At 73.1% G+C, this 15,399-nt stretch carries 18 protein-coding genes; 15 read left to right on the forward strand and 3 right to left on the reverse strand.

Annotation, left to right across the window (positions count from 1 at the left end):
• Positions 1–20: 20 nt before the first annotated feature.
• Genes ACLQ3F_RS07870 through ACLQ3F_RS07880 form a run of 3 tightly spaced genes read right to left on the reverse strand, consistent with a single transcriptional unit; the run spans position 21 to position 3,313 of the window.
• The gene (locus ACLQ3F_RS07870; RefSeq protein ID WP_425847467.1) at positions 21–1,109 is read right to left on the reverse strand and encodes an LLM class flavin-dependent oxidoreductase; all 1,089 of its coding nucleotides are present in this window, start codon (positions 1,107–1,109) and stop codon (positions 21–23) included.
• Between the two features lie 36 nt (positions 1,110–1,145).
• The gene (locus ACLQ3F_RS07875) at positions 1,146–2,150 is read right to left on the reverse strand and encodes an acyl-CoA dehydrogenase family protein (protein WP_425847468.1); all 1,005 of its coding nucleotides are present in this window, start codon (positions 2,148–2,150) and stop codon (positions 1,146–1,148) included.
• Between the two features lie 11 nt (positions 2,151–2,161).
• Entirely contained in the window at positions 2,162–3,313 is a 1,152-nt protein-coding gene (locus ACLQ3F_RS07880; RefSeq protein ID WP_425847469.1) for an acyl-CoA dehydrogenase family protein, read from the reverse strand.
• A gap of 164 nt (positions 3,314–3,477) precedes the next feature.
• On the opposite strand from ACLQ3F_RS07880, the gene ACLQ3F_RS07885 reads away from it, so the two are divergent.
• The 15 genes from ACLQ3F_RS07885 (at position 3,478) to ACLQ3F_RS07955 (ending at position 15,391) form a co-directional block, all read left to right on the forward strand.
• Entirely contained in the window at positions 3,478–3,675 is a 198-nt protein-coding gene (locus tag ACLQ3F_RS07885) for a ferredoxin (RefSeq protein ID WP_355008676.1), read from the forward strand.
• A gap of 26 nt (positions 3,676–3,701) precedes the next feature.
• Positions 3,702–4,856, forward strand: coding sequence for a steroid 3-ketoacyl-CoA thiolase (locus ACLQ3F_RS07890; RefSeq protein ID WP_425848198.1), 1,155 nt, complete (start codon positions 3,702–3,704; stop codon positions 4,854–4,856).
• 1 nt (position 4,857) lies between these two features.
• Positions 4,858–6,048 carry a CaiB/BaiF CoA transferase family protein gene (locus tag ACLQ3F_RS07895; protein ID WP_425847470.1) on the forward strand — a complete coding sequence of 397 codons (1,191 nt, stop codon included), beginning with the start codon at positions 4,858–4,860 and terminating at the stop codon, positions 6,046–6,048.
• A gap of 117 nt (positions 6,049–6,165) precedes the next feature.
• Positions 6,166–6,906, forward strand: a complete 741-nt coding sequence (gene fabG, locus ACLQ3F_RS07900) for a 3-oxoacyl-[acyl-carrier-protein] reductase (RefSeq protein WP_425847471.1) — start codon at positions 6,166–6,168, stop codon at positions 6,904–6,906.
• Entirely contained in the window at positions 6,903–7,298 is a 396-nt protein-coding gene (locus ACLQ3F_RS07905) for a 3-hydroxyacyl-ACP dehydratase FabZ family protein (protein WP_425847472.1), read from the forward strand. The genes fabG and ACLQ3F_RS07905 overlap by 4 nt, the downstream gene beginning before the upstream one ends.
• Positions 7,291–7,815, forward strand: coding sequence for a 3-hydroxyacyl-ACP dehydratase FabZ family protein (locus ACLQ3F_RS07910; protein ID WP_425847474.1), 525 nt, complete (start codon positions 7,291–7,293; stop codon positions 7,813–7,815). Before ACLQ3F_RS07905 ends, ACLQ3F_RS07910 begins: the two co-directional genes overlap by 8 nt.
• The gene (locus tag ACLQ3F_RS07915) at positions 7,812–8,066 is read left to right on the forward strand and encodes an acyl carrier protein (RefSeq protein WP_355008681.1); all 255 of its coding nucleotides are present in this window, start codon (positions 7,812–7,814) and stop codon (positions 8,064–8,066) included. Before ACLQ3F_RS07910 ends, ACLQ3F_RS07915 begins: the two co-directional genes overlap by 4 nt.
• Before the next feature lie 3 nt (positions 8,067–8,069).
• A complete protein-coding gene (locus ACLQ3F_RS07920) occupies positions 8,070–9,275 on the forward strand; it encodes a beta-ketoacyl-[acyl-carrier-protein] synthase family protein (RefSeq protein WP_357194130.1) in 1,206 nt (401 codons plus the stop codon).
• Positions 9,272–10,354 (forward strand): beta-ketoacyl synthase N-terminal-like domain-containing protein, encoded by a 1,083-nt coding sequence (locus tag ACLQ3F_RS07925; protein WP_425847476.1) that lies wholly within the window; start codon positions 9,272–9,274, stop codon positions 10,352–10,354. The genes ACLQ3F_RS07920 and ACLQ3F_RS07925 overlap by 4 nt, the downstream gene beginning before the upstream one ends.
• Positions 10,332–11,444 carry a beta-ketoacyl synthase N-terminal-like domain-containing protein gene (locus ACLQ3F_RS07930; protein WP_425847477.1) on the forward strand — a complete coding sequence of 371 codons (1,113 nt, stop codon included), beginning with the start codon at positions 10,332–10,334 and terminating at the stop codon, positions 11,442–11,444. The genes ACLQ3F_RS07925 and ACLQ3F_RS07930 overlap by 23 nt, the downstream gene beginning before the upstream one ends.
• Positions 11,441–12,253, forward strand: a complete 813-nt coding sequence (locus ACLQ3F_RS07935) for a beta-ketoacyl synthase N-terminal-like domain-containing protein (RefSeq protein WP_425847479.1) — start codon at positions 11,441–11,443, stop codon at positions 12,251–12,253. The genes ACLQ3F_RS07930 and ACLQ3F_RS07935 overlap by 4 nt, the downstream gene beginning before the upstream one ends.
• Entirely contained in the window at positions 12,250–13,032 is a 783-nt protein-coding gene (locus tag ACLQ3F_RS07940) for an alpha/beta fold hydrolase (RefSeq protein ID WP_357194121.1), read from the forward strand. The genes ACLQ3F_RS07935 and ACLQ3F_RS07940 overlap by 4 nt, the downstream gene beginning before the upstream one ends.
• A gap of 3 nt (positions 13,033–13,035) precedes the next feature.
• Positions 13,036–13,971 (forward strand): thioesterase, encoded by a 936-nt coding sequence (locus ACLQ3F_RS07945; RefSeq protein ID WP_425847480.1) that lies wholly within the window; start codon positions 13,036–13,038, stop codon positions 13,969–13,971.
• Complete coding sequence (locus ACLQ3F_RS07950) at positions 13,968–14,654, forward strand: 2-hydroxychromene-2-carboxylate isomerase (protein ID WP_357194115.1); 687 nt, start codon at positions 13,968–13,970, stop codon at positions 14,652–14,654. The genes ACLQ3F_RS07945 and ACLQ3F_RS07950 overlap by 4 nt, the downstream gene beginning before the upstream one ends.
• Positions 14,651–15,391, forward strand: coding sequence for a class II aldolase/adducin family protein (locus tag ACLQ3F_RS07955; protein ID WP_357259346.1), 741 nt, complete (start codon positions 14,651–14,653; stop codon positions 15,389–15,391). Before ACLQ3F_RS07950 ends, ACLQ3F_RS07955 begins: the two co-directional genes overlap by 4 nt.
• The last annotated feature ends 8 nt before the right edge of the window (positions 15,392–15,399 follow it).

Raw genomic sequence — 15,399 nt, forward strand, 5'->3', positions numbered from 1 at the left:
CCGACGGGTCCGGGCCGGCGTCAGCCGGCGAGCACACCGCGCTTGCGCAGCAGCGGCAGCACGCCCTCCCCGACGACGTAGGCCTCTTCGAGGTGCGGCTGCGCCGACAGGATCAGGTGGTCCAGGCCGAGCCGGTGGTATTCCTCGATCCGGTCCGCCACGTCCTCGTGGCTGCCCACCAGCGCGGTGCCCACGCCGGGACGGACCAGGCCGTACCCGGCCCAGACGTTCGGGTAGACCTCCAGGTCGTCGGTACGCCCACCGTGCAGCGCCGCCATCCGCTGCTGCCCCTGCGACTCGGTGGACCGGAAGCGCTGCTGCGCCTGCCGGATCCGCGCCGGGTCCATGCCGTCGACCAGTTGCCGCGCCACCTGCCAGGCCTGCGCGGAGGTGTCCCGGGCGATGACGTGGAAGCGGGTGCCGAAGCTCAGCGTGCGTCCGTGCGCGCCGGCGAGTTCGCGGGCCCGGCCCATCGCCTCCGCCATGGCCGCCGGCGGCTCGCCCCAGGCCAGCAGCACATCGGCGTGCGCGGCGGCCACCTCCCGGGCCGCGTCGGAGGAACCGCCGACGAAGATCTCCGGAGCGACCGGGTACGGCCGGGTGAGCAGGCCCGCGCGGATGCGGTAATGCGTGCCGGTGTGGTCGAACCGCTCACCGGTCCAGGCTCGGCGGAACACGTCAAGGAACTCGCCGGTGCGGGCGTACCGCTCGTCGTGCGACAACCAGTCGCCGTAGCGCCGCTGCTCGTCGGCGTCGCCGCCGGTGACCACGTTGAGCTGGAGGCGGCCGCCGGAGAGACGTTGAAGGGTCGCCGCCGACTGCGCGGCCAGCACCGGCGAGATGAGCCCGGGGCGCATCGCCACCATGAAGCGGATCCGCCGGGTGTCCGCGGCGAGCGCGGCAGACACCAGCCACGGGTCCTCGCAGAACATGCCGAACGGCACGAGCATTCCGGTGAACCCGAATCGGTCCGCCGCGAGGGCGACCTGACGCAGGTAGTCCGGGTCGACGTCGCGGCGCGCGCCGGGCGGTGGCGGGCCGGAGGACGGCTGGGCCACCTCGCGTCCGTCCCCGTGCGTGGGCAGGAACCAGTGCAGCTGCAACGACATGTGTCGTCCTCTCGATTCGGCGGTGAGCGCCGGCGGTCAGCTCAGCAGCAGGGCCGCGAGCACGTCGTGCGGTGGCACGGAGGTGACCCGGTGGGCGTCCAGCCACAGCGCCCGCCGGTAGCGCAAGTGCAGGCCGAACTCCCAGGTCATGGCGATGCCACCGCAGACCTGAAGGGCCACCTCGCAGGCCAGCACGGCCGCGCGAGGACCGGCCACGGCGGCACAGGCCACCGCCTCGGCGGCGCCCTCGCCGTTCAGCGTCACCGCCGCCCGGTAGGCCAGCGACCGTGCGGTCTCGATCTCCGCGTACGCCTCGGCCAGCTGGTGTGCCACCGCCTGGAACGACCCGATCGGCTGGCCGAACTGGGTCCGGGTTCCGGCGTACCGCACGGCTTCGGCCAGGGCGCCGTCCGCGACACCCACCGCCTCGCAGGCCAGCAGCATGGCGCTTCGCAACCGCAGCGCGGGCAGCAGCTCGGCGGTGCGGCCGGGGTCGGCGAGCAGTCGGGCGGGCGCGTGCAGCAACCGGACGGTGGCGTACCGGCGCAGTGGATCGATGTCGTCCCGCTCGGCGATGGAGACCTCCGAGGGCGCGACGCCGAACAGCGCCACCCCCTGGCGGGTCGTGGCGGCCACCACCAGTTCCGTGGCCAGGTGCGCGTCGACCACGCCGGGTGCGCTCCCGCTGATCCGCCAGTCCGGCGTATCGTGCGCGGCGCACGTGTCCGAGGAATCGACCAGCGCGGCCGGTCCGGGTAGCGGCAGCCCCGCCGACTGGTACACCGGCAGAGCCGATCCGGCCGTGCCGACCCAGGGTTGGGGGAGCAGCGCCCGCCCGCTCTCCTCGGCGAGCAGGGCGAGATCCACAGGTCCGAGCTCCGCGTCCAGCCAGCCCTGTCGGTCCAGCGCGGCCCAGTCCTCCGGATCGAGGAGGCCGTGATCCGCCGTCGCGGCGAGCCGGGACGGTGGGAAGCGCTCGCTCAGGTGGCGTCGGGCCGCGTCGGCCAGGTCCCGCTGTTCGGTGGTGGTGGCGAAGTCCATGGTGCGCTCTCCTAACGGTGCCGAGGCAGGCCGAGAACACGTTCGGCGACGATCCCGCGCAGGATCTCGGAGGTGCCGCCCTCGATGGTGTTCGCGCGGCTGCGCAGCTGCGCCCGCCGCCAGTACGCCGCCCACTGCCCGGCGTGTCCGACGGTGTCGCCCTGCACCAGCCGCAGCCCCAGCCGGCACATCTGCTGGTGGGTCTGCGACCAGCGCAGCTTGAGCACCGAGCTCTCCGGGCCGGGCTCGCCGCCCCGTTCCAGCTGCGCGAGCGCGCGGTAACCGGTGAAGCGCAACCCCTGAAGCCGCACGTGCAGATCGGCGATCTCCCGGCGCACGGCCTGGTCAGCGGTGGCACCGACCGCGTGCGCGGTACGGATCAGCCGGTCCAGCTGCACCGCCAGGCGAGCGGTGAGCGTGATGCCGAACGTGCCGCGTTCGTGCGAGAGAGTCGTGAGCGCCACCTTCCAGCCTTCGCCGCGCGCACCCACCACGCTGTCCTCGGGCAGTTCCACGCCGGTCAGCACGATCTCGCTGAAGTCGGTGTCACCGGAGATCTGGCGCAGCGGGCGCACCTCGACGCCGGGGGCGCGCATGTCCAGCAGGAAACAGGTCAGGCCGCGATGCTTGGGCGCGTCGGGTTCGGTGCGGGCCAGCAGGAGACAGCGGTCGGCGAGATGGGCGTACGACGACCACACCTTCTCGCCGGTGATCGTCCACCCGTGCGCGGTTCGCTCCGCCCGGGTGCGCACCGCGGCCAGGTCCGAGCCAGCCTCCGGCTCCGAGAAACCCTGGCAGAAGATGATGTCGCCGGACAGGATCCCCGGGAGGTTGACGGCCTTCTGGGCCGCGGTGCCGTACCGGATCAGCGTGGGACCGACCATGTGCAGGCCGATGACGTTGAGGTGGTCCGGGGCGCCGGCCAGCGTGCTCTCCTCGGCGTGGATCGCCTGGTACAGCGGTGGCAGGCCCCGCCCGCCGTGCTCCCGCGGCCACGTCAGACCGGCGTACCCGGCCTTACCGAGGGTGGCGCTCCACTGCCGCATCTCCGGCTCCGGCCACAGCTGTGGCGGACCCGCGGAGGGGGCCGGCACATGCGCGCGCAACCAGGCGCGCAGCTCGGCCCGGAATTCGCCTTCTTCGTCGCTGTCGTCCAGCCGCATAGAGGCACGCTAATGCCCACGCGGGCCGGCGTCGCCATTTGTCGGCGCATTCCGCAACGTGCGAGAAGAAGGGGCACCGGAAATGCGAGGCGGCAATTTTGAAGATGCGCCAGTACGGGCCGGGCGGCGACGATGGCGTCGGATACGGACCCGGGGAGGCACTCGTGCACGTCATCGTCGATTTCGACCAGTGTGACGGCAACGGCCTGTGCGCCGACGCCGCCCCGGAGGTGTTCGAGTTGGGCGAGGACGACGTGCTCCGGGTCCGCGCGGAACACCCGGCGCCCGCACTGTGGCCGGCGACGGAGATCGCGGCCCGGGGCTGCCCCAAGCTCGCCATCACGCTGCGGACCGACGCGTGATCGCGTCCGGTGAGCGACTGCCGGTCATGGTCGCGGCCACCCGTACGCCGATCGGGCGGCGGGGTGGCGCGCTGGCCGGTCTCAAGGCGGTGGAACTGCTGCGGCACGTGCTGCTGGCGGTGTTGGACGAGACCGGCACCGACCCGTCCGACGTGGAACAGATCATCGGCGGGTGCGTCACGCAGTCCGGGGAGCAGAGCCTCAACGTCACCCGCAACGCCTGGCTCAGCACCGGGCACGACCCGGCTGTCGGCTGCACCACAGTGGATGTTTCCTGCGGGTCGGCCCACCAGGCCAATCACCTGGTGGCCGCGCTGATCGCGGCCGGGGAGATCGACGTCGGCATCGCCTGCGGCGTCGAGTCGATGAGCCGGGTGCCGGTCGGCACGAACCTCTACCAGGGCCCCGGGCACTACAAGACAGCCGACTATCCGTGGGACGACCCGCCCCAGGCGCAGTTCGGTGGCGCGGAGCGGATCGCCCGGCGCGAGGGCATCACCCGCGCCGACGCCGACGCGTACGGGTTGGCGTCCCAGCGGCGGGCCGCCGCGGCGTGGGCCGATGGCCGGTTCACCGAGGAGGTGACGCCGGTGCGCGCGCCGGTGCTCAACGGCGACGGCAGCCCCACCGGTGCGGTCCGTCTGGTCGAGCGCGACGAAGGGCTGCGCCCGACGACCGCCGCAGGGCTGGCCGCGCTGGCGCCGACCATCGAGGGAGGGGTGCACACCGCCGGGACCACGTCGCAGATCTCCGACGGCGCCTCGGCGGTGTTGTGGATGTCCCAGGGGCGGGCCCGCGCCGCCGGCCTGCGCCCGCGGGCGCGGATCAGCCACCAGGTGGTCACCGGCGCTGACCCGTACTACCTGCTGGATGGTCCGGTCGCCGCCACCGGTCGGCTGCTCGCCCGGGCCGGGCGCAAGATCAACGACATCGACCTGTACGAGGTCAACGAGGCGTTCGCCGGCGTCGTGCTCACCTGGCAGGCGGCGTACGGTGCGGACCCGGAACGCGTCAACCCGAACGGCGGGGCGATAGCCCTCGGCCACCCGCTCGGTTCCACAGGCACCCGGCTGCTGGTGACCGCACTGCACGAACTGGAGCGCTCCGGCCGGGAGTCGGCGCTGATCACCATGTGCTGCGGGGGCTCCCTCGGCACCGCCTCACTGCTGCAGCGGCTCTGACATGCGGGCCGAGGACTTCTACGCCGAAGCGCGGACCGACCTGTCCGGGCCACTGCACGGCGTCCGCGTGCTCGACGTGACGAAGGTGTGGTCCGGGCCGCTGGCCACCTGCGTCCTGGCCGACCTGGGCGCGGACGTGATCCGGGTGGAACTGGCGCACGGCCGCGACGGCGAGGTGCCCCCGGTGATCCCGGGCACCTCGCTGTCCTGGTTCCGCCAGACGGTGCACCGCAACAAGCGCAGCCTCGGCCTCGACCTGCGTACGCCCGAGGGTCGCGCCGAGTTCCTGCGGCTGGTCCAGGTGGCCGACGTGGTGGTCGAGAACTACCGACCGGGCACGCTCGCCAGGTGGGGCGCCGGATACGCCGACTGCCGTGCCGTCCGCCCGGACGTGGTGTTCGTGTCCGTCTCCGGGTGGGGCCAGTACGGTCCCGGCCGGGACCGACCCGCGTACGACCCGGTGGTGCAGGCGGCCGGCGGCTGGATGGCGCTCAACGGGCCGGTCGACGGCGATCCGGTTCGCGCGCCCACCTTCATCGCCGACGAGCTGGCCGGGCTGCACGCCGCGATCGGGGCTCTTGCCGCGCTCGCCCACCGGGACCGGTTCGGCGAGGGTCAGCACGTCGACGTGTCCATGCTGGACGCTCTGCTGTTCGGTAGCAGCGGCCTGCCGACCCTCGCCGCCGCCGGGGCCCCACCCGGCAGGCACGGCAACGAGACCCCGTTCGCGGTGCCGTCGAACGTCTACGCGTGCGTCGACGGGCATCTCTACCTCGTCGTCGCGCTGAACAAGCACTGGCGGGTACTGGCCCGCACGATCGGCCGCCCCGAACTGGCCGACGCCGACGGGTTCCGGACCGGCGACCAGCGGATCGCCAACCGCGACGCGGTCAACCTCGTCGTGGCCGGCTGGTGCGCGGGACGCCCGGTCACCGAGGCGGTCGACGTGCTGACCGGCGCCGGGCTGGTGGCCGCTCCGGTCCGGACGCTGAGCGAGTCGGTCGCCGACCCGCACGTACGGGCCCGCGGGATGCTCCAGGACACCGTGCTGAGCGACGGAACCACAGCGCCGCTCGTCGGCCCGGCGGTGAAATTCTCGCGTACCCCGACCCGGATCCGCCGGTGCGCACCGGCGCCCGGCGCCGACTCGGCGGAGATCCGCAACGAGCTGAAAAGCGATGTCGCAACGTGAGAGAAGGGACCCCGGCCGGTCGGCCGATAAAGTAGGCGAGTAGCGATCTCCACCATTTAAGGCCAATTCATCAATGCGGCTGTTAATGGTTCGCGCGCAAATTACGACGGAGGCGAAATGGCCGAACAGCACCGGGCTCTGATCACCGGGGCGTCGCGCGGCATCGGCCGGGCGGTGGCCTTGCGACTGGCCCGCGAGGGGTACGCCGTCGCCGGCTGTCACCACACCGGCGACGACGCCGCCCGGCGTACCGAGGAGGACGTCCGGCTGCTCGGCGTGCCGTGCTACTTCGCGCGCTGCGACGTGGCCGACCCCGCCGCCGTCGAGGACTTCGTGCGCGCCGCCGAAGACCAGCTCGGCACGTTCGACCTCGTCGTCAACAACGCCGGCATCACCCGCGACGCGCCCCTGGTGCTGGCCCCCGCGGACGACTGGGACGCCGTGCTGGCCACCAACCTCACCGGAACCCGCAACGTCTGCCGGGCCATGGCGTTCCGCTTCATGAAGCAGCGCAGCGGCGCCATCGTCAACATGTCGTCAGTGGCCGGGGTCTACGGCAACGTCGGCCAGACGGCCTACGCCGCGAGCAAGGCCGGCATCATCGGGTTCAGCAAGTCGCTGGCCAAGGAGGTGGCCCGGCACGGCGTACGGGTCAACGTGGTGGCGCCCGGCTTCATCGAGACCGAAATGACCGACGCGCTCCCGGACCGGCTCCGCGAGCAGGCGCTGGGCCAGATTCCCGTACGCCGGTTCGGCCGGGCCGACGAGGTCGCCGAAATGGTCGCCTTCCTGCTCAGCGAGCGCGCCTCCTACGTCACCGGCCAGGTGTTCCAGGTGGACGGGGGGATCACGCTGTGACCCGGGCGGTGGCATCCCCGTTGTGTGACGCCGACCTGGTGCGCGTGGACTCCTCCGGGGCGGCCTTCGCCGTACGGGTTCCCGTGCGCGGCGACGATCCGTACCTGCGGGGCCACTTTCCCGACCTGGCGGTGTTCCCCGGGGTCTTCGTCGTGGAGGCGCTGTGCCGGGCGATGGCCGGCGCCGCCGGGGACCGCCCGCCCGAGCTGGTCGAGCTGCGCTCGGTGCGGTTTCTCGCGCCGCTGCTCGACGGTGACACGCTCACGCTCACGGTGCGGGCCGAGGAGTCGCCCGGTGGCTGGGACGTGCGCGCGGTGGCGTACCGCGCCGACGGCACCACCACGGCCAAGCTGCGCGCCCTCTTCGCCGCCGCCGGAGCCGGCGATGGGTGAGCACAACGAGATCCGGGCGGTGCTCCCGCAACGTCATCCGATGCTCCTGGTGGACCGGGTGCTCGCGCTGGAGCCGGGACGCTCCATCCGGACGGTCAAGCTGGTCAGCGCGACCGAGCCCTGCTACGCCGACCTGCCGGAGAGCGCCGAGCCGTGGCGGTTCGCGTACCCGCGGTCGCTGTTGATCGAGTCGTTCGGCCAGAGCGCGGCCCTGCTCTGGCTGGGGGACAGCCCACCGCCGGACGACGACGGCGTGCTGATGTTCGCCGGCGCCCGGGACTGGCAATTCGCCGGCTCGGCATACCCCGGTGACGTCCTCCGGCACGAGGTCCACCTCGACTCCGTGGTCGCCGACACCGCGTTCGCCCACGGCGAGACCTGGATCGGCGATCGCCGGGTGGCCACCGTGGGCACCCTCATCGCCACCCGCCGCCCCGTCGCCCGGCCGGCGGTCCCGCCGTCCGGCGTTGCCCACCCTCATCCAATGGTTTCGGTCAGCACGGAAGGACAGCGATGACGATCAAGGAACAGCAGCTGGAGGAGCTTCGCGAGATCGTCGCGGAGGTGCTGGAGGTCGAGCCGGAGGAGCTCACCGACACCGGCGACTTCATGGACGAGTACGAGGCGGACTCGCTGCGTGCCATCGAGATCCTGGCCCGTATCGACAAGCAGTTCAAGGTGGAGATTCCGCAGGCGGAGCTTCCCGAACTGCGCAACCTGAAGGCCGTGCACGCCGCCCTGACCCGGCACGCCACCGGCCGGGACTGAGCCGTGGTCCGCGTCGCGGTGACCGGGCTCGGTCCGGTATCGAGCATCGGGGTCGGCGTGTCGGCGTTCGCCGACTCGCTGCGCTCCGGGCGATCCGGCATATCCCGGATCACCAGCTTCGACACCTCCGGGTTTCCGTTCGTGAAGGCAGGTGAGGTGCACGGGTTCCGGCCCGGTGAGCACCTGTCCAGGCTGGACCCGTCCCGGTGGGGCCGGTCCAGCCTGTTCGCGGCCACCGCGGCGCGGCTCGCCGCCGCCGACGGCGGTCTCGACCCGGACCGGATCGACGCCGGACGCGCGCACGCGGTGATCGGCACCACCAGCGGCGAGTCGCAGGTGCTGGAGGCGCTGACCGCCCAGATCCTCGCCGAGGGGTTCGCCGGCCAGGACCCGAGCCTTCTGGCGCAGCTACCGGCGAACCGGCTCGCGCACGCCGTGAGCGAGGAACTCGGCCTCGCCGGTGAGTCGCTCACCCTGGCCACGGCCTGCTCCGCCAGCAACTACGCGATCGGGTACGGCTACGACCTGCTCGTCGCCGGTGAGGCCGACGTGGTGTTCGCCGGCGGTGCCGACGCGGTGTGCCGGTGGGCGCACGCCGGCTTCTTCAGGCTGGGTGCGCTCACCGAGCACGCGTGCGCGCCGTTCGACCGGGACCGCTCCGGCATTCTCACCGGCGAGGGCGGGGCCGTGCTGATGCTGGAGACGTTCGAGCACGCCCGCGCCCGCGGCGCGCGGATCTATGCCGAGCTGCTGGGGTACGGGCGCAACTGCGACGCACACCATCCGGTGGCACCGCACACACCCAGCATCGCGGACTGCATCCGGCTGGCGCACCGCAACGCCGGGGTGAAACCCGAGGACGTCGACTACATCTGCGCGCACGGCACCGGCACACCCGCCAACGACCTGGTGGAGGGCGCGGCGATCCTGGAGGTCTTCGGGCCCGAGCCGCCGCCGGTGAGCTCGATCAAGTCGATGATCGGGCACACGATGGGCGCGGCGAGCGGGTTCGGCGCCATCGCCGGGGTGCTGGCGATCGACAGGGGTTTCCTGCCGCCCACAGTGAACTGGGAGCACCCCGACGAGGGGCTGCCGGGTCTCGACCCCGTGCCGAACGTCGCCCGCGACGCCACAGTGCGCGTGGTGCAGAACGACGGGTTCGCCTTCGGCGGCAACAACGCCATCGTGATGCTGGGAGCGGTGGCATGACCGGCGTGAGCGTGTTCGGCTGGTCCGCGCTCACCTCGGCCGGCACGGCCACGTCCGCGGCCCCCGCCTCGCTGCCGCGCTCCGACGCCCCGGTCGCCCCCGGCACCGGTGGCCTGTTCACCGAGTCGCTTCCGTCGCCGCGTGGGCACGTCGTGCCGGGCTTCGACATCCGGGCCCGGCTCGGCCGAAAGGGGACAAGCACGTACGACCGGGCCACCGGGCTGGCGGTGGTCTGTTGCGAGGACGCCCTCGGCGCGGCCGAACTGGCCGCCGACGCCGACCGCGGTCGCGTCGGTGTGGTGCTCGGCACGACGATCGGCAGTTTCCGGTCCACCAGCGACTTCAGCCGCGAGACGCTGGTGCAGGAGAAGCCGTACCTGGTGAACCCGATGCTGTTCCCGAACACCGTGATGAACGGCGCGGCCGGCCAGGTCGCCATCCGGCACGGCCTGCGCGGTGTCAACGCCACAGTCGCGGGCGGCGCGCTCGGTTTCCTCAACGCCGTCCGGTACGCCGAGATGGTGCTCGCCGGCGGATACGCCGACGTGATGCTCGCCGGTGCCGTCGAGGAGTTCTCCGCACACCGGGCGTGGGCCGCCCACCTCACCGGTACGACGGCCGAGGTGCCGCTCGGCGAGGCGGCCGCCGTGTTCGTCCTGTCCGCGCCCCAGCCACCGGCCTGGGTCGGCGCCGCGCCGGTCGCCGACCTCGTCACCGCCACCGGCTTCGGTCCGGGCGGCACCGGGGCGCGCGCACTCCTGGCCTGCGCCCGGCGTGCCCTGGACCGGGCCGGCGTCGCACCCTCCGACGTCACCGCGGTCCTCACCGGCGAGGCGGACGAGGCGGGTCAGGACGAGTACCTCGCGGTCGCCGGGCTGCTCCGCCACCGACCTCGCCGGGTAGCGGCGAAGAGGCTGCTGGGGGAGTGCGACGCGGCCTCGTCCGCCGCCGCGCTCGCGGTCTGGCTGGCCGACCCGGAGCCGGCCGGTCCGGCCCTGCTGACCGCCCGCAACGCCGACGGCGCGGTGGCCGTAGCTGTCGTGAGGAGGTGCGCCGATGCCGGCACTGGTGACCGGTAGCGCCGTCCGTACCTGCCTGGGCGACGGCCAACGGACGTTCGCGGCGCTGCTCAGCGGCGCCTGCGGCGCGGCACCGTTGCGGCACCCCGGCCGGGCGCTTCTGAACGTCTCGCACGGCTACCACGCCGCCGGCGCGGCACCGTTCGGCGCCGCCCGGATGTTGTCGGCGTGCGTCGCCGAGGCGGTGGCCGCGTCCGGGCTGGACGCCGGCCGTCGCCGGGTCACCGCCCTGGTGGGTACCGGGCTGCGGGAACTCGGCGCGGTCGAGGAGTTCGCCCTCAGCGGTGTCCGTCCGCCGCGCTCGAAGCTGCACTTCGCCGACGCGGTGCGCCGCGTGCTGCCGGGCGTCACCGACGTCATCACGGTGTCCAACGCGTGCAGCGCGGGTGGGCATGTCCTCGCACTGGCCGAGGACATGCTGGCCCTGGGCGACGCCGACGCCGTCGTGGTCGCCGCCGCCGACACCATGACACGCTCCATGCTGGCGATGATCGGGCGGGTGAGCGATCCGCCCACCACGCGGGTCCGCCCGTTCGACCGGGACCGTACCGGTGTGCTGCTCGGCGACGGCGCGGCGGCGCTGGTCGTGGAACCGGCGGACGCCTCCCGGCCGGCGCTCGCGCGGGTCGCCGGCACCGGCCTGTCCTGCGACGCCCGGCACGAGACCGCGCCCGACGTGGACGGCATCTGCCGCGCCATGCGCGACGCGTACGCGCGGGCGGGGCGGGAGCCGTCGGAGACCGATCTGGTGATCGCGCACGGCACCGGCACTGCGCTCAACGATCCGGCCGAGTGCCGGGCACTGCGGGCCGTGGTCGACGCCGCGGGCGGCTCGCCGTTGATCACCGCGGTCAAGGGCGCGGTGGGGCACACCTCCGGTGCCGCGGCGCTCGTCAACGTCGACGTGGCGATCCGCTGCCTGGAGACCGGGCTGGTGCCGCCGGTGGCCGGCCTGCGTACGGTCCTGGACGAGGGTGCCGGACTGCGGTTCGTCGTGGGCGACTTCGTCGGGTCGCGGCCCCGGCTGGTGCAGGTGAACGCCTTCGGGTTCGGCGGCGTCAACGCGGTCTCCCTGCTGGAGGCGTCGTGACCACCGCCATCTACGCGACCGGTTGGAGCCTCCACCTGCCCGGTGCCGACCTGAGCGCCGCAGGAGTGGGGGAGTGGGCGCGCGCGGAGGCCGCCACCGCCGACCGGGCGGCCACGCTGCTGGGTCGCAAGGGCCTGCTCTCCAAGGACCCCGCGACGCGGCTCGCGCTCTGCGCCGTGCACCGGGCGCTGGGGTTGACCCCGGGCCGTCACCCGCTGCCGACGCCGCTGCCCGCAACCGCGGTGGTGGCGTGCAGCAATCTGGGCAACGTCGAGACCGTGGCCCGGGTGGCCCGGACGGTCACCGAGGAGGGCGGGCGCGCGGTCAGTGTGCTCGACGCGCCGGGCGTGTCCAGCAACGTGGTGTCCAGCGCGGTGGCGCTGTGGTTCGGCTTCGGCGGCCCGAATCTGATGATCTGCTCCGGCGCCCGGTCCGGGCGGGCCGGCCTGCGCACCGCCGCGCTGCTGCTGGCGGCGGGCCGTGCCGACCGGGTGGTCCTGGTCGGCGTGGAGCCGGCCGACGAGATCGCGTCGGCGCTGCACGCCGGTGCCCCGCCGTTGCGCGCGGGTGCCGCCTGCGTCGTGCTCACCGCGCGCCCGGGTCCCCTCGCCGTCCACTCGCGACAGCCCCTGCCCGCGGCCGAGCCGTTGCCGCCGGGCCCGGTTGACGACTGGGGTGACTCCTACGGCGCACGCGACATCGTCGCCCTCGCCCTGGCCGCGCACCTGGTGGCCGACGAGGGACACGGCGCACTGGCCGTGGGCGATCCCGGCGACACACCGTTCGCCGTTCTCGGCGGTGCGTCGTGACCGTCCCCGTGCACGTGCTCAACGAGGGTGATCCGGGCGCCCCGCTCGTGGCGTTCGCGCACGGGCTGGAGGACACCTGGCAGAGCTGGCGACCTCTCGCCGAGTGGCTCGGCCCGCGCCGGCGCCTGGTCGCCCTGGACCTTCCGTGGCGAGCCGGCAACGACTACCGGTGGCGGCACCGGTCGCCCGCGGACTGGCTGCGCTCGGGCCTGGCCGCGTTGCCCCGGACCCCGGACGTGCTGGTGGCGCACTCGTTCGGCGGTAACGCGGCACTCCAGCTGCTCTGCGCCGACGAACCCCTCGCCGGGCGGACCGTCGCGCTGATCTGCCCCCTGTACCGACCTCCTGGAGGGCCGGTCACCTGGGCACTGTTCGACCGTTCCCGGGAGACGTTCGTGCAGCACATCCACGACGGCCTGCGCGCCCGGATGGGCAGCCGGGCGGCCCGCATCGACGCCGGGCTGCTGGCGGCGATGACGGACCTGGCGATCGAGCGGGTCGGCCCGGCCGGGTTCCTCACCGTTTTCGAGCAGTACCTGGCGACCGCCGATCTGTCACTCGAGGCGGTGGGCAGGCCGGTCGCGGTGCTCGCCGGCGGCGCGGATCCCACGCTGACCCCGAAGGCGGCGGAGGTGCTCGCCGCCGGCATGCCGGGCGGCCTCCTGCACCTGCGCGACGACTACGACCACTTCTGCCATGTACGGCACGCCCAAGGGATCGCCGACCGGGTCGCCGACCTGGCCCGGCTGGCCCGGGCGACGATGGGAACGGCGGGATGAGCAATGACCGTGACGATCACACCAAGACCCACAGTGGTGCACACCGAACCGGGGTACGAGGGCGCCAACATCCGTACCTGGATCGGTTTCAAGCACTTCCTCTACCTGGTCGAGCAGGGCGTGCTGCGCTGGCTCCGCGACCAGGGCGCCGGCGCCGGTGAGCTGTACCTGCGGCACGGTCTCGGCCTGGAGATCGTGGAGAGCTCCGTACAACTGCCCGCCGTGCTCGAACTGGACGACGAGGTGCGGGCCGAGGTCACCTCGGCCACTGACAACCTGCTGAATGTCCGGCTCGTGTCGACCCGGGACGGACAGGAGGTGACCGCGCTGCGGGGCCGGGTGCGGGTCGCGCTCGTCCGCGAGCGCACCGCCGAGACCTACCGTCGCGCACCCGGCGGGCTCGACGCCCTGGAGGTCCCCGAGCTGGCCGCGGCGACAACGGTGCGACACCCGGACCACCGGTCGCTGGCACCCGGTGAGACCGCCGAGGACGTGCTGGGCGCGGAACCGGGCGCACACCTGTGGTCCTGGCGGGCACCGTACTTCTACTGCCACTACTCCGACCGGGTCCAGCACTCCGGGTTCGTGCGCGCTCTGGAGGAGGTGGTGGACCGGTTCCTCGCCGACCGTGGCATCTCCGTCGGCCGCCTGCTGACCGAGCGGTCCTGGATCCCGGTGGTGTCGCGCAGCCACCTCCAGCTGGTCGAGGCCGCGCGGATGGAGGAGACCGTGCACACCGTCTTCACCGTCACCGACATCCTGCGCGGCGTGCTCTTCGACGGACGGATGCGGTGCCACGTCCAACGCGGCGACAGCCTGGTGCAGGTCGCGCAGGCGCGGATCCTGCACGGCTACGCCATCGCCGCCGGACCCGGCGCGGGCGGCATGGCCGAGCTCGATGACGAGGTGGTCGCGGCGCTGCGGGGAGACCGACGATGAGCGCCCGGCCGCGGCTGTACTTCTCGTTCCGCAGCCCGTACAGCTGGCTCGCGGTGCGGCGGTTGCGCGAGGCCGTACCGGATCTGTTCACCAGAATGGACCTGCAGCCGTACTGGGACCCGGACGAGCGGTCGACGGCGGCACTGGCGGCGCGCGGCGGCGAGTTCCACTACGTGCAGATGAGCCGGGCCAAGCACCTGTACATGCTGCTCGACACCAAACGCCTGGCCCAGCGCCAGAACCTGACCATGGCCTGGCCGATCGACCGGGACCCGTGGTGGGAACTGCCGCATCTGGCCTGGCTGGCCGCACGACGCGAGGGCCTGGCCGAGGCGTTCTACGACGCGCTGGCGCAGGCCCGCTGGGGACGGGGTGAGGACATCTGCCAGCCCGACACGGTGCGCCGTGCGGCGAAGGAGGCCGGGTTCGCTCCGGAGACGGCGGTGCTGGCCGCCGAGTCGGCGAGTATCCGGGAGGAGGGCGTGGACTGCCTGTACCGCGCGTACCTCGACGACATCTTCGGCATCCCCTACCTGAAGCTGGGACGCCACCGGTTCTGGGGACTGGAACGGGTCGACGCCTTCCTGGAGATGTGGCAGGCGGGGGACGACCGGCCGGTGGTCACCGAGTCGGCCCGGCTGACCCCGCCGTACGACCTCGACACCCCGGGCGGATGCGGATGACCACGCGCCGCGAACCGCTCGCCGAACGGCGCTACCGCAAGCAGCGGCTCGCCGCGACACTGCGGCTGTTCGCCCGCTTCGGCTTCGACCACGGCGCCGGCGGACACGTCACCGCCCGTGACCCGATCGAGCCGGACCACTTCTGGATCAACCCGTTCGGCATGCACTTCGGACACGTGCGGGTCGCCGATCTGCTGCTGGTCGACGAGTCCGGCACTGTGGTCGCGGGCAAGGGCAGCGTGAACCCGGCCGGGTACGCGATCCACTCCCACGTGCACGCCGCCCGGCCGGACGTGGTGGCGGCCGCGCACACGCACTCCACGTACGGGCGGGCCTGGTCCACCCTCGGTCGACCGCTCGACCCGCTCACCCAGGACGCCTGCGCCTTCTACGAGGACCACTCGGTCTATGACGGCTTCGAGGGCGTGGTCCTGGAGTCGCAGGAAGCGAAGCACATCGCCGACCGGCTCGGCGACGCCAAGGCGGTGATCCTGCGCAATCACGGCCTGCTCACCGTGGGCGGGAGCGTGCAGGAGGCGGCGTGGTGGTTCATCACCATGGATCGCAGCTGCCAGGTGCAACTGCTCGCCGAGGCGGCCGGCCGGCCGGTACCGATCCGCCCGGACGCCGCGCGGGCCACGGCGGCCCTGATGGGCGCGCCGGGCATGGGCCGGCTCAACTTCTCCCCGCTGTACGACGACATCCTCCGCGCCCAACCCGACCTGATCGAGGAGTAGACGCGCCC

This window comes from Micromonospora sp. DT15 (assembly GCF_049841475.1).
Taxonomy (GTDB): domain Bacteria; phylum Actinomycetota; class Actinomycetes; order Mycobacteriales; family Micromonosporaceae; genus Micromonospora.